Origin of the sequence: Luteibacter yeojuensis, from assembly GCF_000964085.1 — a bacterium.
Taxonomy (GTDB): Bacteria; Pseudomonadota; Gammaproteobacteria; order Xanthomonadales; family Rhodanobacteraceae; genus Luteibacter; species Luteibacter yeojuensis_A.
Genome location: NZ_JZRB01000008.1, coordinates 67,461 through 91,487 on the forward strand (window position 1 = coordinate 67,461; position 24,027 = coordinate 91,487).

Below are 24,027 nucleotides of genomic sequence, written 5' to 3' on the forward strand. Positions count from 1 at the left end.
CGTCAGGCGATGCGAACGCCTGTCTGCTGCTCGCTCAGCTCCCACAGCGCATCGGCTGCATCGGGATCCACTGCGTACGGCCGCACGCCGTGCAGGTGGCGCAGGTCGGCCGCTTCCAGCGTCGCGTCGTCGAGGATCGGTGCGACATCGCAATCCTCGAGATACAGGCCACCCTTGCCATCGAGCAGCGCGCTCGTCGCCGCCCATGCGCTCGTGGCCGCGCCTTGCGCCACGCTTTTCATGCCGCGCTCGAGGTCGACCACCGGCTTGCCCTCGTCGTCGATGGCGCCGAACTTCTTCATCTCATCCACGCTCATGTAGCGCGCCAGGTCGGTGACGATGGCACCCGGGTGCAGTGAGAACGCGCGGATGCCATCGGCCTTGCCGCGCGTGTCCACGCCGATGGCGAAGAGGATATTCGCTGTCTTCGACTGGCCGTACGACAGCCACGGGTCGTACTCGCGGCGCTCGAAATGCGGGTCGTCGAACACCACGGGCGAATAGCGGTGGCCGCGCGACGACACCGAGATCACGCGGGCGCCATTGGCGCGCTTCAACGCCGGCCACAGCCGCGCCGCGAGCTGGTAATGCCCGAGATGGTTGGTGGCGAACTGGCGCTCGAAGCCGCGCGCATCGCGTTCCAGCGGGCAGGCCATCACGCCCGCGTTGTTGATGAGGATGTGCAGCGGGCCGCCGCGGCCGACGACCTCGGCGGCGAAGGCGTCGATGCTGGCCGGGTCGGCGAGGTCCATGGGCAGCACTTCGATGCCGGCTTCGCCGTCCAGCGCCTTCGCGGCCTTGGCCATGTCGCGGGCCGGGATGATGACATGGGCGCCGGCGTCGCGCAGGCCGCGGGCGGTCTCCAGGCCGAGGCCGGCGTAGCCGCCGGTCACCACGGCGGTCTTGCCGGTGAGATCGATGCCGGCGAGTGCCTCGGCGGCGGTGGTGGCGGCGCCGAGGCCGGAGGGCAGGGGGTGTTGCATGGGGAAGGCTCCAGGGTGGGGTGCCTTACCAAGGTAGAGTCGGCAGCCCGGACGATGAATGCTTGAAAGTTCGCCATGCATGCTCAATCGTACGGATATGGCTGACGACCCCATTTCTGAGATCCTGCGCCTCGCCGAGTTCGAGTCGGTGATGTCCGGCGGCTTCACCGTGGGCGGCGACTGGGCCGTGCGCTTCCCGCCGCCCGACAAACTCAAGTTCTTCGCCGTGGCGCGCGGCCGCGTCGTCATGCGCATCGACGGCGAGCCCCGTGACATCGTGATGGGCGAGGGCGATGTCATCCTCGTCTCGGCCGGCCGCTCGTTCGTGCTGGCAAGCGATCCCGACCTGCCCGCGCGTTTCGCCAGCGAGTTCGCGTGGCACGGGCCCGAGCGCCTCGTGGCGTTCAACGACGGCACCGATACCTTGCAGATCGGCGGCCACGTGCGGGTCCACCCGGCGTACGAAGCCATGCTGCTCGCCGCGCTGCCGCCCTGGATCCACATCGCGGGCAACACGCCCGAAGCCACGACCATGCGCTGGCTCATCGACCAGATGGTGAAAGAGAGCCAGCAGGCGCTGCCCGGCGCGGGCATCGCGCAGGCCCAGCTCGCGCACCTGCTTTTCGTGCAGGTGCTCCGCGCACACATGGCCACGGGCGACGTGCTGCCGCCGGGCTGGCTGCGCGCCGTGGCCGACCCAAGGCTCGCGCCCGTGTTGCGCCAGGTGCATGCGGCGCCCGGCCGCGACTGGCGCCTCGACGAGATGGCCCGGCTCGCCGCGATGTCGCGAACGGTGTTCGCGGGCCACTTCCGCAAAGTGGCCGGTACCGCGCCGCTCACCTACGTCACCGAATGGCGCATGCGCCTGGCCTGCCAGGCATTGCATCGCGGCAGCGTGCCCGTGGCGACGCTGGCCCGCGACCTGGGCTACGGCTCGGAAAGTGCCTTCAGCCATGCGTTCAAGCGCGTGGTGGGCGTTTCGCCTGCACGCTACGCGCCGGCTGCGTGACGCGCGCAGGGGCGCCGGGCATACTCGCCGCAACATCGATCAGGGCAGGGTAGGGGCATGACGGAAGGCCGCAAGATCTGGGTGGGCCGCGACGGCCAGCGCTTCGGGCCGTATGACGAAACCACGCTGCGCGCGTGGGTCGCCGAGGGCAAGGTGGAAGCCACCGCGATGGGCTGGGCCGAGGGCATGCCCGACTGGCAGCCGCTGCACGTGATGCTGGGTATCGCCGTGCCCCCGCCGATGGCGGGCAGGCCCATGCCGCCGACCATGCCTATGACAGGCCCGGTGGCCGGGCCGTTGCACGGCGAACTACCGCCACCGCCCGATATCCCCTGGTTCGTCATCTTCCTCGTCGACCTGTTCGCGGGCGGCCTGATGGGCATCGTGTGGCAGTTCCTGCAGTCGGCGTGGGTCAAGAAGATCGACCCCACCAGCAAGGCCACGGTGTGGCTTGTGGTGTCGCTGTGCCTGCTGCCCCTCGGCTGGTTCCTGATGATGGGCATGGCGCTGAACCTTTCGACCGATGGCCGCCCCGACGTCGCCGCCGTGGCCGGCATGATGAGTTACTTCAGTTTCTTCGGGCTGGCCGTGCTGGCCTCGTTCGTGATCCGCATCGTCGGCTACTTCGCCATGGCCCGCTCCCTGCGCGAGGTGCTGCCCCGATACGGCCTGGTGCCCGAGATCGGCGGCGTCACCCTGTTCTTCTTCTCGGTGTATTACCTGCAGGGCCAGCTGAGCTGGGTGGCGCGCTGGCGGCAGACGGGGCAGGTGGCGCCGCCGGCGCCACGCAACGTGTTCTGGATCATCTTCGCGGCGTGCTTCGCACTCATGCTGCTGTTTTTCGCCACCATCGTGATGGTGCTCATGGCCCACGGCCAGTAACGATCTCTCACTACAGCGGCTTCCGCGTGGTCTTCGCCGATAGCCCGCATGTAACGACGGGGGGCATCCACAGCCGGCTCGCCACGCTTGCCGCGGCCATGCTCGTCGTCATCCTCTTCCGCTACATGGCCGTTTTTTCCATGGCCCGTTCCATGAAGGCCCGGCTGCCCGCTTACGGGGTCAGCCCACGGATCAGCAACGTGACGCTGGTTTTCTTTACGCATTACTACCTGCAGGCCCAGATGACCTGGCTGGCGAAATGGCAGAAAACCGGCCAGGTGGAGCCGGCCGTGCAGGGCGCCGGCGCGTGGGTGGCAAGCGCCACGGTCTGCCTGGTGACCTTCGTCGCGGCGTGGCTGTTCCATCCCCTCGCGTTCCTGCATATCCGCTGGCTATAGGGCCGAAAGGGCGCCGCAAGGCGCCCGGGCCACGATTCCGGCTACAATCCCGCTTTGCGTGACGGGAATAGCCATGACCCCACAACGAGATCCCCACGGATGAGCGACGGCACCCTGTTCGTGGTGGCCGCGCCCTCCGGTGCGGGCAAGTCCACGCTGGTCAATGCGCTGCTCGAGCGCGAACCGCAGATCTCCCTGTCCGTGTCCCACACCACGCGGCCGCCCCGCGTGGGCGAGCAGTATGGCCGGCACTATTTCTTCGTCGAGCGCCCCGATTTCGAGCGCGAGATCGCCGAGGGCATCTTCCTCGAGCACGCCGAAGTGCATGGCAACCTCTACGGCACCTCGCGTACCGTGGTCGAAGGCAAGCTCACGGCCGGTGGCGACGTGCTGCTGGAGATCGACTGGCAGGGCGCCCGCCAGGTGCGCAAGGGCAAGCCCGATTGCGTCAGCGTCTTCATCCTGCCGCCCTCGCGCCCGGAACTCGAGCGCCGCCTGCGTGGCCGCGGGTCCGACGCGCCGGAAGTCATCGAGCGCCGCCTGTTCAACTCCCGCGAAGAAATCGCCCACGCCCATGAGTTCGACTACATCATCGTGAACGATCGCTTCGAAGACGCGCTGGCCGACCTGCAAGCCATCGTCCGTGCCGTGCGCCTGCGCAGCGCGTGGGCGTGCAAGCGCCACGAGGCCCTCATCGAGGAACTGCTCGCCCCATGACCGACGACGCCATCGTCCGCGTACGCGGCCTCACCACGGTCCTCAACGGCAAGACCATCTTCGACGCGCTGGACCTCGACATCCCGCGCGGCAAGGTCACGGCCATCATGGGCCCCAGCGGCACGGGCAAGACCACGCTGCTGAAGCACATCACCGGGCAGATGCGCGGCGATGCCGGCACCGTCGAGGTCGACGGCACCAACGTGCCCACGCTCTCGCGCGAGAAACTGTTCGAGCTGCGCGAGCGCATCGGCTACCTGTTCCAGAACTCGGCGCTGCTCACCGATTTCGACGTGTTCGAGAACGTGGCGTTCCCGCTGCGCCAGCACACGAAGCTGCCCGAGGAACTCATCCGCAACATCGTGCTGAACAAGCTGCAGGCCGTGGGCCTGCGCGGCGCCGCGCGGCTCATGCCCACCGAGCTGTCGGGCGGCATGGCCCGCCGCGTGGCCCTGGCGCGCGCCATCGTGTTCGATCCGGCGCTCATCCTGTACGACGAGCCCTTCGTCGGCCTCGACCCCATCGCGCTGAACCAGGTGCTGCTGCTCATCCGCACGCTCAACGAAACGCTCGGCATCACCAGCATCCTGGTGGCGCACGAGCTGGCCGCGGTGCAGAAGGTGGCTGACCACGTGTTCCTCATCGCCAACGGCAAGGTCGTCGCCCAGGGCGCGCCCAGTGAGCTCGTCAACGATGGCTCGCCGTGGACGGCGCAGTTCTTCGGCGGCGAGGCCGATGGCCCCGTTCCGTTCCAGTACCCGGCCGGCGACTACGCCACGGCGCTGGGTTTCCCGGGAGGCAAGGCATGACGGCCAGGGAAGATAACGTCGTAACCCGCAGCCTGGCGCAGATCGGCGCCAGCGGCCTGTTCCTGCTCACGATCCTGGCGGCCATCCCGCGCAGCATGCGGCACGGCCGCGAGACGATCCGGCAGATCTGGTTCGTGGGCGCCATGAGCCTCACCATCGTCATGACCTGCGGCCTGTTCGTGGGCATGGTGCTGGGCCTGCAGCTGTACGACGTGCTGTCGATCTTCGGCGGCACCTCGGCCACCGGTACCGTGGTGGCCATCGCCATCTACCGCGAGCTGGGCCCCGTGGTCACGGCGCTGCTGTTCGCCGGCCGCGCGGGCACCTCCATCACCGCCGAGATCGGCCTCATGCGGGCCACCGACCAGCTCGATGCCATGGAGATGATGGCGGTCGACCCCATCGCCTACGTCGTCGCGCCGCGCTTCCTCGCGGGCGTCATCGCGCTGCCGCTGCTGGGCGTCGTCTTCTGCGCCATGGGCGTGTTCGGCGGCCACCTGGTCGGTGTCACGTGGCTCGGTATCGACAACGGCACGTTCTGGTCCAACATGACCGCCTCGGTGGATGTCCACAAGGACATCGTCAACGGCGTGCTGCTCAAGTCCTTCGCCTTCGGCATCGTGGTGTCGCTCATCGCGGTATTCCAGGGCTATACCACGCCGCCCACCAGCGAAGGCGTCGCGTATGCGACCACCCGCACGGTGGTCGCATCGTCCATCGCCATCCTGGCGCTGGACTTCGTCCTCACCTCGTTCCTGATCTGAAGGCACGGAGGCCCGCCATGAACACCCCCCTTTCCGTTTTCCATTCGAGGATCGTGCCGTGACCCAGAGACGTTCCTATGCCGTCGGCACCGGCCTGTTCATCGTGCTCGGTTTCGCCGCGCTGGCTTACCTCGCCACGCAGACCACCTCCGTCGCCAACCAGCACGGCGGCTCCACGTACGACGTGGAAACCCGCTTCGCCAATGTCGGCCAGCTGAAGGTGCGCGCCCCGGTCAAGGTGGCCGGCGTGCGTGTCGGTTCCGTGTCCGCCATCGACCTGGTGCCGGGCAAGGAGGAGGCCAAGGTCACCCTGGCCATCGACGACAACCGCAAGGACATCCCCGACGACTCGGTGGCCACCATCTACACCAGCGGCCTGCTGGGCGACCAGTACGTGGGCCTGCAGTACGGCCACTCGAAAAACCCGCTGAAGGCAGGCGGTGCCCTGGCGTTCACCCGCCCGGCACAGCAGCTGGAAGAGATGCTCGGCAAGTTCTTCGGCGGCGGCAGCGCCCCCGACCGCCTGGGCGGCACCTTCCACGTGACGGGCAACTTCACGAACATCGGCGGCCTGCAGCCGGGCGCGGCCGTGAAGATGGCCGGCGTGCCCATCGGCAGCGTCGAGTCGGTGGTGGTCAAGCCGGGTTCGGTCGAAGCCACGGTTACCCTTGCGATCGACAAGAACTACTCCCAGATACCCAATGACTCGTCGGCCGCGGTGTTCACAAGCGGTTTGATCGGCAGCCAGTATGTTGCGATCCAGCCCGGCGGGTCGCCGGAGTTCCTGGGCGATGGCGATGAGCTGGTGCTCACGCAGTCGGCGCTCCAGCTGGAAGACCTGATCGGCAAGTTCCTCGTGAACGGTTCGCCGAGCGACAACAAGAACGGCAACGCCCAGGGCTCCAGTGGCCAGGGTGGCGCCCAACCCGATAACGCCGGCAAGAAGTAAGCCGGTCCAGGAGACACCCGCATGTTGCGTCAGCTTTCGCTCGCCATCGCCCTCGCCGCCGGCACCGTCATCGCCGCCCCGGCCTTCGCCCAGACCGCGGCGGCCCCGGCCGCCACGCAGGGCCAGTCGCCCCAGCAGGTGGTCGAGCAGATCTCGAACGACCTGTCCAAGGCCATCGAGGGCCACCAGGCCGAACTGAAGAACGACAAGGAAAAGCTGATCGCCGTCATCGACGACACGTTCCTGCCGCACTTCGACATCGATTACGCCTCCATCCTCGTGCTGGGCCAGCACGCCCGCGAAGCCAGCCCGCAGCAGCGCGAGCGCTTCGCCAAGGCGTTCTACAACTCCATCACCCACCGCTATGCCGAGGGCCTGCTCAACTACACCCGCGGCCGCGTCAAGGTGCTGCCGTTCACGGGCGACCTCAACAAGTCGCGCACCGTGGTCCGCACCCAGGTCATGCTCGACGACGGCAAGTCGGTCTCGGTCGATTACGCGTTCCGCCAGGCCAAGAGCGGCGATTGGAAGGCCTACGACGTGATCATCGAGGGCATCTCGTACATCACCAACTACCGCAACCAGGTCGATGCCGAGATCCGCAAGGAAGGCCTCGACAAGCTCACCGCCGATCTCGAGCAGAAGGGTTCCGCCGCCATCGACGAGATGAAGCAGGACAGCGGCCAGGGCGGCGCCAAAAAGTGATCCAGCCGGCCACGTTCCAGCTGGCCGACGCGCCGGGGGCCCTCGCGGTCTCCGGCGCGCTGACGTTCGCCACGGCCGCGGCGGTCCTCGCCGCGGGCCGCACGGCGCTCGAGCGCAACGCCCCGCCCACGCTCGATCTCGCCGGGGTCACCCAGGCCGATAGCGCCGGCCTGGCCTCGGTGCTGGCCCTGCTGGCGCACGCCCGCCAGAAAGGCACCGACATGAAGGTGGCCAACGCCCCCAGGGGCCTCGAAGCCCTGGCCCGCGTCTCAGGCGTCAGCACGCTCTTGTAGAACAAGGCAGCTGTGGGAGCTTGCAAGCAAGCTCCTACAAAAATCTGCAGGCATAAAAAACCCGGCCTGGGCCGGGTTTTTCTCGTCAATCCGGGTTTTGCCCGTTCTGCCGTTCCCACTTGTGCTGCTCATCCAGCAGCTCATCCGGGTCGAAATCCTTGTCGTCGTGCAGGCCCTGCATCTTCTCGATCACATCCGCCGGCGGGTTGCCGTCGTAGATCTGGTAGAGGCGCTGCTGGCGGTAGGCGTCACGCATGAACACGTACGGGTCGTACGCCGACGCCAGGAAGCTCTCCGCATCGATGGCGCGGGCACGCAGGGTGACCAGGTAGAGCACCGACGGCGCGTAGTACTCACCATGGTGGAAATCATGGTTACGCGAGAAGTAGCTGAGCGGATCGAAGAAGTAGCTGTCGACCGGCAAGCGCCAGACATCGCGGACCGTGGTCGGGCCCACGAACGGCAGCACGAGGTAATCGCCCTCCGGGACGCCCCAGCGGGCCAGGGTGACGCCGAAATCGCTGTCGTACAGCGGCATGCCCAGCATGCTGGCCGGGTCCTTGAAGCCCAGGAAACCGATGCCGAGGTTCACCAGGAAGCGGCCCGTGGTGACGGCGGCCTGGCCCGGGCGGCCCTGCAGGATCTGGTTGCCAATGGTGATCGGCAGGCGGATGTTGGTGTAGAAATCGCTCACCGCCGTGCGGACGCCCGGGGTGGTGATGCTGCGGTAGCCGACCGCGACCGGGCGGATCACCGCCTTGTCGAGCTTGTCGTTGAACGCGTAGACCTTGCGGTTCAGGTGCTCGTTCGGGTCGTCGGTACGCGGCGGGGCCACGTGGCAGGCGGCCAGCAGGGCCACGGCGGCCAGGCCGAGCGCCGTGCGGAACAGCCGCTTGAAGGTGTTGTTGGGGTCCATCGGGGTGACTCTGGGGGTGGGGCGATACTTTAGTGTACCGCTTGGTTTTATTATTTGCACTAACGCCCGTCCTTCCGTGCCAGAACCCGGCATGATACCCCTCCCCCCAATGGACAGCCAACCGCCCGGGCCGCTAAACTGCACGGTCATAAGTGTCTTTGTTGTCAAGGATTTGAAATGGCCCGTATTACCGTCGAAGACTGCCTCGAGGTAGTCGACAACCGCTTTGAGCTCGTGCTCATGGCGACCAAGCGTGCTCGCCAGCTCTCCAAGGGCGCGGAGCCCACCCTCGATCCGAACAACGACAAGCCCACCGTGCTTGCCCTGCGCGAGATCGCCGATCGCCGCGTCAACGAGCAGATGATCGACGAAATCGACAAGGCTGCCCGCGAGCGTGCCGAGCGCGAAGCCCTCGAGTGGGCCGCCACGGAAGTGGACGACGACCTCTCGAAGGGCGGAGATGACTGATGCAGCCGGGTCCCTGTCGACCCAGCTGTCATCACGTTACTGCGCACGTTGTTGAAGCGCGGCCACGCAGGCCGCGCGCGGGAGGCCATGCCGCCTGAGGCCAGGCGCAAGGCACTCCCATGGAAGTCATCCCCGCCAAGAAGCTGACCGACGTCGCCGACGACACCCCGGTGCCCGCCTACGTGCAGGCGCTGGAAGATCGCGTGGGCGCCTACCTGCCCAAGGAGCAGGTGCTGCGCATCCGCCGCGCGTTCCTCGTCGGCGCCGTGGCGCACGAGGGCCAGACGCGTAAATCGGGCGAGCCCTACATCACGCACCCCGTGGCGGTGGCGCAGGTGCTGGCCGAGCTCGGCCTCGATGCCGAGACCATCATCGCGGCCATCCTGCACGACACCCTCGAAGACACTCAGCTCGGCCGCGAGGAACTCGCCGGCGCGTTTGGCGAAACCGTGGCCGAGCTGGTCGATGGCGTCACCAAGCTCGACAAGATGCGCTTCTCCAGCCGCGCCGAGGCCGATGCCGAGAGCTTCCGCAAGATGCTGCTGGCCATGGCGCGCGACCTGCGCGTCATCCTCATCAAGCTCAGCGACCGCCTGCACAACATGCGCACGCTGGGCGCGAAGGATTCCTCCTCGCGCCGCCGCATCGCGCGCGAGACGCTCGAGATCTACGCGCCCATCGCGCAGCGCCTGGGCATGAACAAGTTCAAGGCCGAGCTGCAGGATCTCGGCTTCAAGGCGTTGTACCCCGACCGCCACCGCATCATCAGCGAGCGTATCCGGGCCGCGCTGGGCAACCGCCGCGAGGCCATGGCGAAGATCGAGATGGCGCTCGAGGGCCGCCTCGCCGCCGACAAGATCCCCGGCCGCGCGGTCAGCCGCATCAAGAGCCCGTGGAGCATCTATTCGAAGATGCGCAACGAGCACAAATCGTTCGCGCAGCTCATGGATGTGTACGGCTTCCGCGTCATCACCGACACGGCCATGCATTGCTACATGGCGCTGGGTTCGGTGCACGGCCTGTACAAGCCGGTCGACGCGCGCTTCAAGGATTTCATCGCCATCCCCAAGGGCAACGGCTACCAGTCGCTGCATACCGTGCTGCTCGGGCCCTTCGGCGCCCCCATCGAGATCCAGATCCGCACCTCGGAGATGGAATCGGTGGCGGAGCGCGGCGTGGCGGCGCACTGGGCGTACAAGAGCGATTCGGGCCCGGCCAACAGCGCGCAGCTGCGCGCGCGCGAGTGGCTCTCGGCGCTGGCCGATAGCCAGGCCAACACGCCGTCGGCCGCCGAGTTCCTGGAAAACGTCAAGATCGACCTCTTCCCCGACGAGGTGTACCTGTTCACGCCGCGTGGCGATATCTTCTCGCTGCCGCGCAACGCCACCGCGCTCGATTTCGCCTACGCCGTGCATACCGACGTGGGTGACCACGCCGTGGCCGCGCGCGTCGACAAGAAGCTGGTGCCGCTGCGCACGCGCCTGGTCTCCGGCCAGGTGGTGGAGGTCATCACCGCGCCCTCCGCCGTGCCGAACCCGGCGTGGCTCGAGGCCGTGGTCACGGGCAAGGCGCGTACCGCCATCCGCCAGTACCTGAAACACCTGCAGCATGAGGACGCGGTCGATTTCGGCCACCGCATGCTCGACCGCGCGCTGGATGCCCGCGGCCTCAGCCTCGATGCCATCCCGCCTGCCGTGCTCGATCGCTTCCTCGAGGAAGCCAAGTTCAAGCGGCTCGAGGAACTGCTCTCCGAGATCGCCCTCGGCAACCGCTTCGCCGACCAGGTGGCCAACCAGCTCGTGAGCGTCATGGGCCCGCGCGAATCGCACCCGCACGCGCCCGTCGAGCACACGGTGGAAAAGATCCGCATCAGCGGCGCCGAGCGCGGCGTCCTCAGCTTCGGCAATTGCTGCCACCCGCTGCCGGGCGACGAGATCATCGGATTCCTGTCGTCGGGCAAGGGCATTGTCGTGCACCGGGTCGAATGCCCCAACGTGGCCGAGTTCCGCAAGACGCCCGAGCGCATCGTGGCCATCGAGTGGGATCGCGATGTCAGCGGCGATTACCGCGCCGAGCTGCGCATCGAAGTACTCAACCGCCCGGGCGTCCTCGCCACGGTCGCCGCCGCCATCGCGGACGCCGGCTCGAACATCGAGAACGTGGAATACATCGAGCGCGACAGCACCGCCGCCACGCTGCTCTTCGCCATCGAGGTGAAGGGCCGCAAGCACCTGGCCGACGTGATGCGGCGCGTGAGGCGCACGGGCGTGGTCAGCGGCGTCTACCGCCACCCGCTCTAAGGGGTGTCGCGGCATCGCCGCTTCGTTGGCTTTTCGCGCACGGGTGTGCGCTCCTACAAACGCCGCTCCGGGCCCGCTAAACTCGGGGCATCAACGTACGGAGAGTTCGCATGTCCCGCACCATCATCGCCACCGACAAGGCCCCGGCGGCCATTGGCCCGTATTCGCAGGCCGTGCGTGCCGGCAACACCGTGTATTTTTCGGGGCAGATCCCGCTCGATCCGGCCACCGGCAACCTCGTCGACGGTGACATCACCGCGCAGACGCGCCGCGTGTTCGACAACCTGGTGGCGGTGGCGGAAGCCGCGGGCGGCACGCTGGCCGATATCGTCCGCGTCGGCATCTATGTCACCGACCTTGGCAACTTCGCCGCCGTGAACGCGGTGATGGCCGAGTACTTCCAGCAGCCGTACCCCGCGCGCTCCACCATCGAGGTGTCGGGTTTGCCCAAGGGCGCCCAGGTGGAAGTGGACGCGGTCCTCGTCCTGCCGTAACCGCAGGGCCGCCGCCATCCCCGTGGCCCGCCGCACCCGCAACGCACCCGCTGCGCCCGCCGCGGCGGAGCCGGGCCGCGCGCCGCTGACCACGCTCGGCGGGGTGGGGCCCGCGCTGGCGGAGACGCTGGGCAAGCTCGGGCTGCGCGAGGTGCAGGATCTCTGGTTCCACCTGCCGCTGCGCTACGAAGACCGCACCACGGTCGTGCCCATCGGCGAGCTTCGCCCGGGCGTGCACGTGCAGGTGGAAGGCACGGTGGACTTCGTCGAGCGCGGCTTTCGTTTCCGCCCGCAGCTGAAGGTGATCATCAGCGACGACAGCGGCCGCGCGCTGCTGCTGCGCTTCTTCCATTTCCGCAAGGCGCAGGTCGACCAGCTGCAGAAGGGCACGCGCCTGCTTTGCTTTGGCGAGGTGCGCCAGGGGCCGCAAGGCCTGGAGATGGTGCACCCACAATACCAGCGCATCGAAGCCGACGAAGCGGTGCTGGTAGACGAGCGCCTGACGCCCGTTTACCCCACCACGGAGGGCCTGGGTCCGCGCCGCCTCGCCAGCGTCATCGCGAAGGCGCTGCACGATCTTCCCGGCGACGACCGCCTCGAACTCATCCCCGACGAGGTGGGCCGCCCGCTGGGCCTTACGTCGCTGCGCGACGCGTTGCTCTACGTGCACCGCCCGCCGCCGGACGTCGACCTGGGCCAGCTGGGCGAAGGCGGCCACCCCGCGCAGAAGCGCCTCGCGTTCGAGGAACTGCTGACCCAGCACCTCACGTTGCGGCGCATGCGCGCGGCCGTGAAGAAGCGCAAAGCCCCCGCCCTGAAAAGTGCCGGCGCACTGCGCGAGCGCATGCTGGCCGCGCTGCCGTTCGCCCTGACGAAGGCACAGGCGCGCGTCGCCGGCGAAGTGGGGCGCGACCTCGCCCGTGCGCACCCCATGCTGCGGCTGGTGCAGGGCGATGTCGGCAGCGGCAAGACGGTGGTGGCCGCGCTCGCGGCGCTGGCCGCGGTTGAGGCGGGTTACCAGGTCGCGCTCGTGGCCCCGACCGAACTGCTGGCGGAGCAGCACCTGCGCAACTTCCGCGCGTGGCTGGAGCCCCTGGGCCTGCACGTGGAATGGCTTGCGGGCAAGGTGCAGGGCAGGGCGCGCAAGAGCGCGCTGGCGCATGCGGCCGAAGGCACCGCGCACGTGGTCGTCGGCACGCATGCGCTGATGCAGGAGGGCGTGGCGTTCCACAAGCTTGGTCTCGTCATCGTCGATGAGCAGCACCGCTTTGGCGTGCACCAGCGCCTCGCGCTGCGCGACAAGGGCTCGTCGGGCGAGATGATCCCGCACCAGCTCGTCCTCACCGCCACGCCCATCCCGCGCACGCTGGCCATGAGCGCGTACGCCGACCTCGACGTATCGTCCATCGACGAACTGCCGCCGGGGCGCACGCCGGTGCAGACGGTGGCTATCTCGAACGAGCGCCGCTACGACGTCATGGAACGCATCCACGGCGCATGCATGGAAGGCCGCCAGGTGTACTGGGTGTGCACGCTGATCGAAGAGAACGAGCAGATGAACGCGCAGGCCGCCGAGGTCGCGCACGCCGAGCTCGCGGCCGGGCTGCCCGACCTCAACGTGGGCCTCATCCATGGCCGCATGAAGCCGAAGGAAAAACAGGCGGTGATGGATGCCTTCAAGGCCGGCGAGATCGCCGTGCTGGTGGCCACCACCGTCATCGAGGTGGGCGTGGACGTGCCCAACGCCAGCCTCATGGTCATCGAGAACAGCGAACGCCTGGGCCTGGCGCAGCTGCACCAGCTGCGCGGCCGCGTGGGCCGTGGCTCGGTGGCCTCCACCTGCGTGTTGCTGTACCAGACGCCGCTATCGCGCCTGGCGAAGGAGCGCCTGCAGGTGATGCGCGAAACCAACGACGGCTTCCGCATCGCCGAGAAGGATCTCGAACTGCGCGGCCCCGGCGAAGTGCTGGGCACGCGCCAGACCGGCCAGCTGCAGTTCCGCATCGCCGACCTCACCCGCGACGCCCACCTCATGCCCGACGTGCAGCGCGTGGCCGAGGCGATGATGCGCGACCACCCCGCGCGCTGCGAGCGGCTTATCGCACGCTGGGTGGGTGACGCGGCGCGCTACGTCGACGCATAACCGCTCCTTGTAGGAGCCCACCCCGTGGGCGACAGCTTTTCCCGATGCGCCCCAGGGCCTGTTGCGTGGCCGCGAGAAGCGGTCGCCCACAGGGTGGGCTCCTACATGTGCAGGCCCAGGTGCTCGCGGACTTTCGCCGCCACCGCCTCCGTCTCCCGCAGCACCGGCTGCACGGGCGGCGTACTGGCTTCGATGTCGTGCAGGCGCCGGCTGGCGCGCAGTTCCGCGTGGAAGCGTTCGAGCTTGGGCGCCAGGGGGCGTTCCACCAGTGTGTGCACGGGTTTGCCGGTGGCGCAGGCTTCCGAGAGCATGTTGACCGAATCCGGCGTCACCACCAGGCGATCGGCCCAGCCGAGCACGCCGGGATAGGGGTTGGGCTCCGCGTCGCCGGGCGCCCAGGCCACGCCCGGGATGCCGTCGAACGCCGCCCGCAGCAGGGCCAGCGCGGCCGCGGGCGTGCGCCGCGAGGCCACGGCAAGCACCGAGCCCCCTTCGCGTGCGTGGCGTTGCTTCACCGCCTCGAGCAGGGCCGCGAGGCCGTGGATGTCCATCATCGCACCGTGGCGTGCGCCGCCCACCAGCACGCCCAGCCGCGGGCCGGGGAGGTCGCCGAAGCCGGCGAAGGCCTCGCGCGCGTCCGCGAGCCACGTGTCGTCGACGGGGTTGAGCGAGCCCACCGGGGAGAGCACGTTCCCGCCGTGCAGCTGGTCGTGTTTCGGCGCTACGACCAGGTCCCAATGTTGCGTGCCCACGCGCGGGTCGAGGATCTGCACCGCCAGCGTGCGGCCGCTCGACCACTGGCGCACCTGCCGCGTGGCGAACGCGGCGGCTCGGCCGCAGCCGATGACCAGCGTGGGCCAGGGGGCCTGCAGGCTGGCGCGCCCGCGCCCCAAACCCAGCGGCGCGAAGGGGAGCAGGCGCGGCGCGAACCACGACCACGGCGCGGCCAGTTCCACCACCACCTCGCGGATCGACGGCGTGAGCGCCTCGGCCAGCGCGAGCGCCTGCCGGCGGTTGCCCGCGGCGCCGTCGGTGACGACCCAGCATGAACCCGGGGGGAGGGAAACGGCACTCACCGGGCCGGTGGCCGGCTGATTGTTGTCGATTTCGACACAGTTCGTTCCTTTGTGGCGGGCACACGGGGTGGGCAAGCCCGCTTACACTGTCGGCTCACTGTACAAGGATACCCATGAGCGCCCCGCTGACCGATGCTTCGCTTGACCAGCTCTTCCGCACCGCCCGCACGTTCAACGCGTGGCAGGACAGGGAAGTGACCGACGAGCAGCTCCGCCAGGTCTACGACCTCGCGAAGATGGGCCCCACGGCGGCCAATTCCTCGCCCATGCGTGTGTGCTTCATCAAGTCGAAGGATGCCAAGGCGCGCCTGAAGCCGTTCCTGTCCGAGAACAATGTCGAGAAGACCATGCAGGCCCCGGCCACCGCCATCGTCGCCACCGACTTCGCGTTCTACGAGCAGTTGCCCAAGCTGTTCCCGCACGCCGACGCGCGCAGCTGGTTCGTCGGCAACGAGCCGCTGATCCAGGCCGCGGGCACCCGCAACGGCTCGCTGCAGGGCGCTTACCTCATCCTGGCGGCGCGTTCGCTCGGCCTCGATTGCGGCCCCATGTCGGGCTTCGACCAGGCGGGCGTCGACGCCGAGTTCTTCGCCGGCACGCAGGTGAAGTCGAACTTCCTGGTGAACATCGGCTACGGCGACCCCGACAAGAACCTGTTCGGCCGCCTGCCGCGCCTCGATTTCGACGAGGCGGCGCAGATCCTCTGATTCTTTCCCGCGGTGACCGTCGTGGTCCCGCTGTCCACTGGCAGTACCCCACCCACTGCAGGAGCTACCCACATGCGCGCCCTCCGTTACCTTGCCCTCGCGGGCCTCGTCGCCACCGCCGGCACCGCCACCGCCGCCCCGGTCACCTACAAGCTCGACCCGGGCCACACCATGGTCCTGTTCAGCTGGAACCACTTCGGCTTCTCCAACCCCAGCGCCAACCTGGGCAATGTCGACGGCACCCTCGTGTACGACGAGAAGGACCCGACCAAGGCCACCGTCGAAGCCACCCTGCCGCTGACCGGCCTCGATACCTTCGTGCCGAAGCTCGATGAGCACCTCAAGTCGGCCGACTTCCTCGACGCCGCCAAGTACCCCACCGTCACCTTCAAGAGCACCAAGGTCACGGCCGCTGGCAAGGGCAAGCTGAAGGTCGCGGGCGACCTCACCGTGCACGGCGTGACCAAGCCGGTCACCCTCGATGTCACCCTGAACAAGGTTGGCCCGCACCCCATGATGAAGGTGCAGACCGTGGGCTTCGACGCCACCACCACCATCAAGCGCTCGGACTTCGGCGTCGGCGCCTATGTCCCCAACGTCTCGGACGAGATCAAGATCCACATCACCACCGAAGCCCACGACGCCTCGGCCAAATAAGAAAATGTAGGAGCGCACCCCCGTGCGCGAAAAGCCAACGAAGCGGCATAGCCGCAGTCCTGGCCTCCAAAAAAGAAGGGCCCGCGCATGCGGGCCCTTTTTGCTACCATCGGCCCATCCCCTGTTCCATCGCATCGCCCGGAGTTCCACCATGCGCCCCAATCCCGCGGCCGCGCCGCTCATCCCGGCGAATGCCGAAAATCGTTACGAAGTGACGCGCTCCGACCTCCCGCTGTCGTGCCCCATGCCGGGCATGTACCTGTGGAACTCGCACCCCAAGGTGTACCTGCCCATCGAAGACGAGGGCGGCACCTCCAAGTGCTCGTATTGCGGCGCCAACTACGTACTGAAAGACTGACCGGCCCGGGCGGGCACGCTTTTCGCATCGCCCGCTTACCTTCTCCAACCCGGACGCCGCATGGCCACCGTCTTCCCACCCCGGACGATGACCGTTGTACAGCTCGTACCCGCCCTGCATTCGGGTGGCGCCGAGCGCTCGACCCTTGAAATCGCCAAGGCATTGGTCGAGGCCGGGCACCGTTCCATCGTGGTGTCGGCCGGTGGCCGCCTGGTGGAGCAGCTGGAGGCCGAGGGCAGCGAGCACGTCACCCTGCCCATCGGGCACAAGTCGCTGCGCACCCTGTTCACCGTGGGCAAGCTCCGCCGCATCCTGCGCGGGGTGAATCCCGATATCGTGCACGCGCGTTCGCGCCTGCCCGCGTGGGTGGGCTGGTACGCCCTCCGCGGCCTGAAGCAGCGCCCGCACTTCGTCACCACCGTGCACGGGCTCAACACCCCGGGGCACTACAGCAGCATCCTGTTGCGCGGCGAGCGCGTCATCGTGGTCTCGCAGACCCTGCGCGACTACGTGCTGCGCCACTACCCCAACGACATCTCCACGGCTCGCATCGCCGTGGTGCCGCGGGGCATCGACACCGAGGCGTTCCCCTACGGCTACCGCCCCGACGATTCCTGGCAGCACGCATTCTTCGAGGAATGCCCGCAACTGCGGGGCGCGCCCCTGCTCACCCTGCCGGGCCGCGGCACGCGCCTGAAGGGCCATGCCGACGCCATCGAGCTCATCGCCGACCTGCAGAGCCGCGCCATCGACGCGCGCCTGCTGCTGCTCGGCGCGGACGAGCCCGGCCGCGAGGCCTACATCGGCGAGCTGCGCGCGCTCATCCGCGACCGGGGGCTGGAAAACAAGGTGGTCATCTCGCCGCCGCGGCACGATATCCGCGACGTGTACGCCATGTCCGACCTGATCCTGCAGCTCTCCAACAAGCCCGAATCCTTCGGCCGCACAGTGGTCGAGGCCCTGGCCATGTGCCGCCCCGTCATGGGCTACGCGCACGGCGGCGTGGGCGAGCTGCTGGCCGAGCTCTACCCGGCGGGCCGCGTGCCCGTGGGCGATCGCGAGCGCCTGGTCGAGCGCGCAGCCGAGTTGCTCCGCTTCGCCCCGCCCATCCCCCCGCCGCGGGCCTACCGCCTCGTCGACATGCAATCCGCCACGCTGGCCCTTTACGCGGAAGTGGTGGAAGGCGTGCCCACCGCGTGAGCGGGCAGGGCCTGAAGGCGGCGCTGGGCGCCGGCTGGCGGTCGCCGTTGCTGCCGGTGTGGCTCGTGCCCGCGCTGCTGCCGTTCGGCCGCAGCGCCGAACTCGGCGTGTTCCTCTGCCTGGTCGGCGCCATCCTGCTGCTGGTGCGCGAGCCCCGTGCCCTGCGCTTCCACCCTGGTGCCCGCCTGTTCCTGTGGCTGTTCGCCGCCTACGCTGGTGCCGCGCTGGTCTCGGCGATCGATGCCGTGGCGCCCGGCAAGAGCTGGGGCACCGTGGCCGGCATCCTCCGCTTCGCGCCGCTTGGCGTTTACACCTGCTTCGCCATGCGCCGCCCGGGCAAGGTGCGCGCGTTGTACATGGCCACGGCGGTCGTCGTCGCGGTGTGGGTGCTCGATGCCTGGGTCCAGGCGCTGACCGGCGTGGGCCTGGCCGGCCATTCCGATCCGGAACGGCTCTCGGGCATCTTCGGCCGCGACAACCTGAAGCTGGGCCCCGCGCTGGCCGCGTGCGCCCCGTTCCTGCTCTGGGCCGTCCGCGAGCGCTGGGGCCGGCTCGCCCTGGCCGCCGCCTACCTCGTCGTGCTGGGCCCCGAGCTGCTCGCCGGTTCGCGGGCCTCGTGGCTTTGCTACGGCATCGTTGGCGTCGCCTTCCTGTGGCACGAGATGGGCAGCGTGAAGCGCTTCGCGGCCGCCTGCGCGGGCGCTGCCATGGCCGTGGCCGTGGCCGGCCTGCTGGCCTGGCAAGTGTCGCCGCGGTTCCGCGACCGCATCGCGCACACCTTGCCCGCGCTCAGCGGCACCTCGCAGGGTGTCGATGCCGCGCTCACCGGCCGCCTCGATATCTGGGGCACGTCCGCACGCATGGCGGCCGACCACTGGGCCAACGGCGTGGGCGTGCGCGGCTTCCGCGTGGCCTACCCAGCGTACGCCAACGCCAACGACCACTTCCTCACCCAGGAGAAGTGCGGCGATGGCGAGGGTGCATGCCATGCCCACCAGGTGCTGCTTGAAGTGGCGACGGAGACGGGCGGCATCGGCCTGCTCGCGTGGCTTGCCGCCACGGTGTTCGCCGTACGCGCGTGGTGGCGCGCCGGCGCGGAAGCGCGTCGCCGCGCGTTCCCGCCCGCCGTGGCGCTGCTGGCCATCCTGTTCCCGCTGAACACCCACATGGCGTTCTATTCCGCGTGGTGGGGCCTGCTCGCCGCCTGGCTGTTCGCCGTGTGGTGCGCAGCGCTATATGCCGACCTGCCCGACGTGGAGCCGCCCCGTGGCGCGTGAGCCGCTATCGGTGGTCGTCACCACGTTCAACAACGCCGACACCATCGGCGCGTGCCTGGCCTCGGTCGCCTTCGCCGACGAGGTGGTGGTGCTCGATTCCGGCTCCACCGATGCCACGCGCGCGATCGCCGAAGCGGCCAGCGCGCGCGTACACGTGCAGCCGTTCGCCGGCTACAGCGCGCAGAAGCAGGCCGCCATCGACCTCGCCACGCACCGCTGGGTGCTGCTGCTGGATTCGGACGAGACGCTGCCCGCCGACGCCGCCGCGCGCGTGCGCGATGCGCTGGTGGAGCCCACCGTGGCGGGCTACGAGATGCTCCGCCGTGAGTGGGTGTTCTGGCGCTGGCAGCCGGCACGCGCACGCCTTAATCACTACGTGCGGCTGTTCGATCGTGGCCGCGCGCGCATGAGCGGCCACGAGGTGCACGAGAGCGTCGTGGTGGATGGCCCGGTGCGCCGCCTCGCGGCGGTCATCGACCATCATGGCGAGCGCGATATCGAAGGCCGCGTCGACAAGGCCAACCACTACTCCACGCTACAGGTGCGCGACCGCCACACGCGCGAACCCGGTGCACTGCGCCTGCGCATGGTGGCGTACCCCACCGTGGCGTTCTTTCGCTACTACTTCCTCCGCGGCCACTGGCGCGGCGGCTGGGCGGGCTTCATCGCCGCCCGCGTGCATGCGTTCTACGCGTTCCTCAAGTACGCCAAGCTGTACGAGCGGCGTGTGTCACGCCGCCGCGGCTAGCGGCACCGGCCGTTCGAACCCGAAGGGCACGAGGATCAGTTCACAGGCCTCGTGGCGCAGCGCTTCGCGACGGCGGAACTCGCTGCGGCGCTTGCTCTCCACGTCGGTGTCGAGGCGCACCGGCTCGCGCGGTGGCAGGCGATAGAAACCGTAGTCGCCCAGTTCGCCGCCGGCATCGAGCCAGAAGCCATCGTAGTCGGCCTTCACCTTGTCCTTGATGCCCGCGAACACGTGGCGGTCGTTGCCGACGCCGAGCACTTCCTCGATGGCAAAGGCCTGCGCCAGCGCGCGCACCATGGATAGCAGCAGGTTCTTCGGGCGCAGGCCGTGGCACTGCTTCGTCAGCTCGCGCACCGCATCGCGGCCGGCGTTGTTCGCGGCACCCTGCAGGCAACCGATCACGAGGGTGCGGCCCCCGTTGATGATGGATAGCTGCACGTACGACAGCTGCAGGCCGTTCTCGTCGGTCAGCGACAGGGCCAGCTCGCCTTCGCGCCCGCGACGGATGGGCGCCTTGACCAGCAGCGAGAGTTCGCCACCATCGCGCAGCACGAGCTTGCCGGCGAGCACCTGGCGCTCGCGGTAGAGCATGTGGAAGAGGGGGCGCGGGAAACGCGCCAGCGCGAACGCATAGTGGTCGCGTACCGCCTGCAGGCGTTGTTCGACACTCCACGCTTTGCTGATGTAACGGTGCTGGTAACGCTCCACCAGCACGGTATCCAGCTCGGTGATGCCGGCCATGGCCGGCGACTCGAGGAAGGCCAGCCACTCGCCGTGCGCGCGCCAGCGCCTGATCGACCGGCCGCAATAGGTGAGCACGGCACCCAGCGCATGCGAGCGCGTGCTGTGCCAGCCAGCGCGGCCGCGCAACGAGCGCGCGAATCGAAGCAACGACTGCATGGGGAAGGTCCGTCCTGGGGATGACGACGGACGTTCTACGCCGCGAAATTTTCGCCTGACTTTCGTGGAAAGAAACGATTTAGCCGTCGTTGCCAGGAAGAAAGTTCCGGGAAAGCCCGGCGAAAGCCACGCCCCTGTGGGAGCGCGCTTGCGCGCGATGCTCCAGGCCAACTCAGTAAATCTTCGGCTCGCCCGCCGGCCGCGTCTTGAATCGCTTGTGCACCCACAAATACTGCTCCGGCGCCTCGCGCACCATCTGCTCGATCTGCTGGTTCACCCGCTCGGTATCGAGGGCCGCATCGGCCGACGGGAAGGCTTCCATCGGCGCACCCAGGCGCATGGCGTAACCGGAATCATCGGGCAGGCGGCGGTGGTAGAACGGGATGACCACCGCGTTCGACAGCCGCGCGAGGTGGTGCGTGGCGGTGATGGTGGCCGCGCGCACGCCGAAGAACGGCGCGAACACGTTGTCCTTGCTGCGCATGTCCTGGTCGGGCGCGTACCACAGCGTGCCACCCTGCCTGAGGTACTTCACCGTGCCGCGGATGTCGTCCTTCTCGAACATGGCGGCGGCGTAGTGCAGGCGCGCCCGCAGCACCGCGAACTCGAACACATCCGAATCCATGCGCCGGTACATGCCGGCGATGCGGATGCGCTGCGAGACCAGGCGCGCGCAAAGCTCAAGGTGCGAGAAGTGGCCACCCACCAGCAGCACGCCGCGGCCGGCGGCGCGCGCGGCCTCGAGGTGCTCCAGGCCCTCGATGGTGACCGGCACCTGGGCGATGGCCTTGTCCGAGCCCATCCAGCCGAGCGCGAACTCCGCCAGCATCATGCCCACGTCGCACAGGTTGGCCCGCACCAGCGCCTTCTGCTCGTCGGGCGAGAGGCCGGGGAAGCACAAGGCGATGTTGGTGGCGGCGACGCGGCGGCGTTCCTTGTTCAGGTGCAGCGCCAGGCGCCCGGCGAGGCGGCCCAGGCCCATGAGCCAGCGGAAGGGCAGGTGGGCCATGAGCCAGATGACGCCCACGCCCGCCCACGCCGGCCAGTTCTTCCGGCCGAGCAGCCTGGCGGTGAGGGTGGGGCGGGGCATTCCGGGCATGGCCGGCCATTGTAGCGGACTGGGGCGGCTATACTGCCCGGCCACCGTCCGTTGCCCGGGAATCGCGTGCTGCTGCGCCTGCTCTACAACCTGGCCATGTTCCTGTTCACGCCGCTGGTGATGCTGCGCCTCATCGGCCGTGGCATGCGCTATGGCGATTACCACGTGCGCTGGCGCGAGCGCTTCGGCAGCTTCAGGGAGCCACGCCTGGCGGGTTGCCTGTGGGTGCACGCGGTGTCGGTGGGTGAAGTGAACGCGGCCGAGCCGCTGGTGAAGGCCTTGATGGAGGCCTACCCGCGGGCGCCCATGCTGGTCACGACGGTGACGCCGACGGGCTCCGAGCGCGTGCGCCAGCTGTTCGGCGGCAGCGTGCACAGCGTGTACCTGCCGTACGACCTGCCGTTCGCCGTCAAGCGCTTCCTGCGCAATACGCGGCCGCGCCTGGCCGTGATCGTCGAGACCGAGATCTGGCCGAACCTCTACTTCGCCTGCCGCCGCCACGGCATCCCGCTGCTCATCGCCAACGCGCGCCTCTCCGAGCGTTCGCTCAAGGGCTATGCGCGCATGAGCTCGCTGGTGCGCCGCGCCCTGCGTTGCGTCAGCCACATCGCCGCGCAATCGCGCACCGACGCGGCCCGCTACCGGCTGCTGGGCGCCGAGCCCAGCCAGCTCACCGTGTGCGGCAACCTCAAGTTCGACATGCCGGTGCCCATGGCCGCGCTCGAATCGGGCACGGCCATGCGTGAAGCCTGGGGCAGCGGCCGCCCGGTGTGGATCGCCGCCAGCACGCACGAGGGCGAAGAGATGTGCGTCTTCGAGGCGCACACCGAAGTGATGCGCCGCCTGCCCGATGCCTTGCTGCTCATCGCGCCGCGCCACCCGGAGCGCTTCAAGGCCGTCGAGGCCTCGGTGCGCAGCCTTGGCTTCAACGTGGCCACGCGCAGCGCCGACCGCGTGCCGGGGCACAACACGCAATGCTTCGTCATCGACTCGATGGGCGAGCTGCTGCGCTTCTTCGCCGCATCCGACGTGGCCTTCGTGGGTGGCAGCCTGGTCTCCATCGGCGGCCACAACGTGCTCGAGCCCGCCGCCCTCGGCAAGCCCGTGCTCGTGGGCCCGTACACCTACAACTTCGAAGAGATCACCCAGGCCCTGCTCGACGAGGGCGGCGGCCAGCGCGTGCAGGATGGCACCGAGCTGGGTACCGAGGTGCTTTCGCTGTTGCGCGACGGCACCCGCCGCCAGGCGATGGGTGCCGCCGCACGCCGCGTGTTCGAGAGCGAGCGGGGTTCGGTGGGGAAGGTGATGACGCTGGTGGATAACCTGCTGCAGGAGTGACGCGGGTCAGTCCACGTAGCTCGACGCGCCCACGGCGGAATTGCACGAGAAACGCGCCTCGACCTTCGTCTCCCCGCCCACGCGCGGCGCACCGAATGCGAAGCTGGCGAAGCGCACGCGCCGGCCGGCGTCGGCGCAGGCCTTATGGATGTGCACGGTGACGGCGTCGTACGCGGCCCGCAGCGGCCCGGTGGCTTCCACCAGGCCCGGCGTGGGCGGCATGCCATTGCCAAGCACCGCGGTGACCGCGGGTACGCGGGTGTTCCCGATCACCAGATCCTGCGCGCCGTCGAGCAGGCGGCACGTGGCATAAGCCCGCTGCCGCACGGCGCCTTCGCGGGTATCGAACTGGGTGCGCTTGGCACCGTCGTGGTATTCGGCGAGCACGCCGTCGCGGTCGTCGCATGCCGCCAGCATGTTGCGCCAGAGCGTGGCGGCCACCTCGGCGTGCGGCGTGCCCAGCCGGGCTTTCTGCAGGATATCGAGTTCGATGCTGGTGGCGGGCGCCTGCGCGGTGACGCGCGGCGTGCCGATGGCGGCAGTGGCGATGGGCGTGGCGGCGATGAGCGAAAGGGCGAGGAGGGTACGGGTCATGGGGTCTTCCTTGGGGAGGGGCGCACGGGCATCCGCTCGTGCGTGGGGGCCATGCCGGCGGCGTGGCCAGGCGGGGGTCATTTTGCCGGGGCCACATGCGGCGGGATGTACGGTTTCTACGCGACGGCGTGTCGGTGAAGTGACTGCAATGCTGTAGGGCAATCCCTACGATTGGTGGGTTGGGAACAAAAAAAACGGCCCTTGCGGGCCGTTTTTTTTATCGCGCGCAATGAGGTGACCCCC

Annotated in this window: 26 protein-coding genes; 20 read left to right on the forward strand and 6 right to left on the reverse strand. The window is 68.7% G+C overall.

Annotated elements, in window-relative coordinates:
• Positions 1-2: 2 nt before the first annotated feature.
• The gene (locus VI08_RS04825) at positions 3-983 is read right to left on the reverse strand and encodes an oxidoreductase (protein ID WP_045828422.1); all 981 of its coding nucleotides are present in this window, start codon (positions 981-983) and stop codon (positions 3-5) included.
• 97 nt (positions 984-1,080) lie between these two features.
• On the opposite strand from VI08_RS04825, the gene VI08_RS04830 reads away from it, so the two are divergent.
• From VI08_RS04830 to VI08_RS04870, 9 genes are all read left to right on the forward strand, one after another.
• Positions 1,081-1,992, forward strand: a complete 912-nt coding sequence (locus VI08_RS04830) for an AraC family transcriptional regulator (RefSeq protein WP_052697691.1) — start codon at positions 1,081-1,083, stop codon at positions 1,990-1,992.
• A 57-nt stretch (positions 1,993-2,049) separates the two neighbouring features.
• Positions 2,050-2,874, forward strand: a complete 825-nt coding sequence (locus VI08_RS20740) for a DUF4339 domain-containing protein (protein ID WP_052697692.1) — start codon at positions 2,050-2,052, stop codon at positions 2,872-2,874.
• Positions 2,875-2,900: 26 nt separating this feature from the next.
• Positions 2,901-3,272 carry a hypothetical protein gene (locus VI08_RS04840; RefSeq protein ID WP_045828424.1) on the forward strand — a complete coding sequence of 124 codons (372 nt, stop codon included), beginning with the start codon at positions 2,901-2,903 and terminating at the stop codon, positions 3,270-3,272.
• A gap of 99 nt (positions 3,273-3,371) precedes the next feature.
• Positions 3,372-3,989: a guanylate kinase gene (gmk, locus tag VI08_RS04845; RefSeq protein ID WP_045828425.1), complete on the forward strand. Its 618-nt coding sequence runs from the start codon at positions 3,372-3,374 to the stop codon at positions 3,987-3,989.
• Positions 3,986-4,798, forward strand: a complete 813-nt coding sequence (locus VI08_RS04850; RefSeq protein WP_045828426.1) for an ABC transporter ATP-binding protein — start codon at positions 3,986-3,988, stop codon at positions 4,796-4,798. Before gmk ends, VI08_RS04850 begins: the two co-directional genes overlap by 4 nt.
• Complete coding sequence (mlaE, locus tag VI08_RS04855; protein WP_045828427.1) at positions 4,795-5,562, forward strand: lipid asymmetry maintenance ABC transporter permease subunit MlaE; 768 nt, start codon at positions 4,795-4,797, stop codon at positions 5,560-5,562. The genes VI08_RS04850 and mlaE overlap by 4 nt, the downstream gene beginning before the upstream one ends.
• A gap of 58 nt (positions 5,563-5,620) precedes the next feature.
• A complete protein-coding gene (mlaD, locus tag VI08_RS04860) occupies positions 5,621-6,511 on the forward strand; it encodes an outer membrane lipid asymmetry maintenance protein MlaD (protein WP_045828428.1) in 891 nt (296 codons plus the stop codon).
• 21 nt (positions 6,512-6,532) lie between these two features.
• Positions 6,533-7,216: an MlaC/ttg2D family ABC transporter substrate-binding protein gene (locus VI08_RS04865; RefSeq protein ID WP_045828429.1), complete on the forward strand. Its 684-nt coding sequence runs from the start codon at positions 6,533-6,535 to the stop codon at positions 7,214-7,216.
• Positions 7,213-7,509, forward strand: a complete 297-nt coding sequence (locus VI08_RS04870; RefSeq protein ID WP_045828430.1) for an STAS domain-containing protein — start codon at positions 7,213-7,215, stop codon at positions 7,507-7,509. Before VI08_RS04865 ends, VI08_RS04870 begins: the two co-directional genes overlap by 4 nt.
• 85 nt (positions 7,510-7,594) lie before the next feature.
• On the opposite strand, the gene VI08_RS04875 is transcribed toward VI08_RS04870, so the two are convergent.
• Positions 7,595-8,425 (reverse strand): MlaA family lipoprotein, encoded by an 831-nt coding sequence (locus tag VI08_RS04875; protein WP_045828431.1) that lies wholly within the window; start codon positions 8,423-8,425, stop codon positions 7,595-7,597.
• A 177-nt stretch (positions 8,426-8,602) separates the two neighbouring features.
• Here VI08_RS04875 and rpoZ point away from each other — a divergent pair, with 177 nt between their 5' ends.
• From rpoZ to recG, 4 genes are all read left to right on the forward strand, one after another.
• Entirely contained in the window at positions 8,603-8,893 is a 291-nt protein-coding gene (rpoZ, locus tag VI08_RS04880; RefSeq protein ID WP_045828432.1) for a DNA-directed RNA polymerase subunit omega, read from the forward strand.
• A gap of 119 nt (positions 8,894-9,012) precedes the next feature.
• The gene (locus VI08_RS04885) at positions 9,013-11,193 is read left to right on the forward strand and encodes a RelA/SpoT family protein (protein WP_045828433.1); all 2,181 of its coding nucleotides are present in this window, start codon (positions 9,013-9,015) and stop codon (positions 11,191-11,193) included.
• A gap of 110 nt (positions 11,194-11,303) precedes the next feature.
• The gene (locus tag VI08_RS04890) at positions 11,304-11,687 is read left to right on the forward strand and encodes a RidA family protein (RefSeq protein ID WP_045828434.1); all 384 of its coding nucleotides are present in this window, start codon (positions 11,304-11,306) and stop codon (positions 11,685-11,687) included.
• Between the two features lie 22 nt (positions 11,688-11,709).
• A complete protein-coding gene (recG, locus tag VI08_RS04895; protein WP_045828435.1) occupies positions 11,710-13,830 on the forward strand; it encodes an ATP-dependent DNA helicase RecG in 2,121 nt (706 codons plus the stop codon).
• Positions 13,831-13,931: 101 nt separating this feature from the next.
• Here recG and VI08_RS04900 read toward each other — a convergent pair whose 3' ends face one another.
• A complete protein-coding gene (locus tag VI08_RS04900; RefSeq protein WP_045828436.1) occupies positions 13,932-14,906 on the reverse strand; it encodes a mitochondrial fission ELM1 family protein in 975 nt (324 codons plus the stop codon).
• Positions 14,907-15,019: 113 nt separating this feature from the next.
• Here VI08_RS04900 and VI08_RS04905 point away from each other — a divergent pair, with 113 nt between their 5' ends.
• The 6 genes from VI08_RS04905 to VI08_RS04930 all read left to right on the forward strand — a co-directional run bounded on the left by VI08_RS04905 (position 15,020) and on the right by VI08_RS04930 (position 19,853).
• A complete protein-coding gene (locus VI08_RS04905; RefSeq protein WP_045828437.1) occupies positions 15,020-15,613 on the forward strand; it encodes a malonic semialdehyde reductase in 594 nt (197 codons plus the stop codon).
• A gap of 72 nt (positions 15,614-15,685) precedes the next feature.
• The gene (locus tag VI08_RS04910) at positions 15,686-16,270 is read left to right on the forward strand and encodes a YceI family protein (protein ID WP_045828438.1); all 585 of its coding nucleotides are present in this window, start codon (positions 15,686-15,688) and stop codon (positions 16,268-16,270) included.
• A gap of 151 nt (positions 16,271-16,421) precedes the next feature.
• Complete coding sequence (locus VI08_RS04915; RefSeq protein WP_045828439.1) at positions 16,422-16,628, forward strand: zinc-finger domain-containing protein; 207 nt, start codon at positions 16,422-16,424, stop codon at positions 16,626-16,628.
• Between the two features lie 87 nt (positions 16,629-16,715).
• Positions 16,716-17,828 (forward strand): glycosyltransferase, encoded by a 1,113-nt coding sequence (locus VI08_RS04920; RefSeq protein ID WP_232309466.1) that lies wholly within the window; start codon positions 16,716-16,718, stop codon positions 17,826-17,828.
• On the forward strand, positions 17,825-19,105 hold the full coding sequence (locus tag VI08_RS04925) for an O-antigen ligase family protein (protein ID WP_052697693.1): 1,281 nt from the start codon (positions 17,825-17,827) through the stop codon (positions 19,103-19,105). The genes VI08_RS04920 and VI08_RS04925 overlap by 4 nt, the downstream gene beginning before the upstream one ends.
• The gene (locus VI08_RS04930; protein ID WP_045828441.1) at positions 19,095-19,853 is read left to right on the forward strand and encodes a glycosyltransferase family 2 protein; all 759 of its coding nucleotides are present in this window, start codon (positions 19,095-19,097) and stop codon (positions 19,851-19,853) included. Before VI08_RS04925 ends, VI08_RS04930 begins: the two co-directional genes overlap by 11 nt.
• Here the strand turns inward: VI08_RS04930 and VI08_RS04935 are convergent.
• Entirely contained in the window at positions 19,836-20,753 is a 918-nt protein-coding gene (locus tag VI08_RS04935) for a DUF535 family protein (protein WP_052697694.1), read from the reverse strand. The genes VI08_RS04930 and VI08_RS04935 overlap by 18 nt on opposite strands.
• A gap of 172 nt (positions 20,754-20,925) precedes the next feature.
• A complete protein-coding gene (lpxL, locus tag VI08_RS04940; protein WP_045828442.1) occupies positions 20,926-21,852 on the reverse strand; it encodes an LpxL/LpxP family Kdo(2)-lipid IV(A) lauroyl/palmitoleoyl acyltransferase in 927 nt (308 codons plus the stop codon).
• 72 nt (positions 21,853-21,924) lie between these two features.
• On the opposite strand from lpxL, the gene waaA reads away from it, so the two are divergent.
• Positions 21,925-23,190, forward strand: a complete 1,266-nt coding sequence (gene waaA / locus VI08_RS04945; protein ID WP_045828453.1) for a lipid IV(A) 3-deoxy-D-manno-octulosonic acid transferase — start codon at positions 21,925-21,927, stop codon at positions 23,188-23,190.
• Positions 23,191-23,196: 6 nt separating this feature from the next.
• Here the strand turns inward: waaA and VI08_RS04950 are convergent, their stop codons facing one another.
• Complete coding sequence (locus VI08_RS04950) at positions 23,197-23,784, reverse strand: hypothetical protein (protein WP_045828443.1); 588 nt, start codon at positions 23,782-23,784, stop codon at positions 23,197-23,199.
• Between the last annotated feature and the right edge of the window lie 243 nt (positions 23,785-24,027).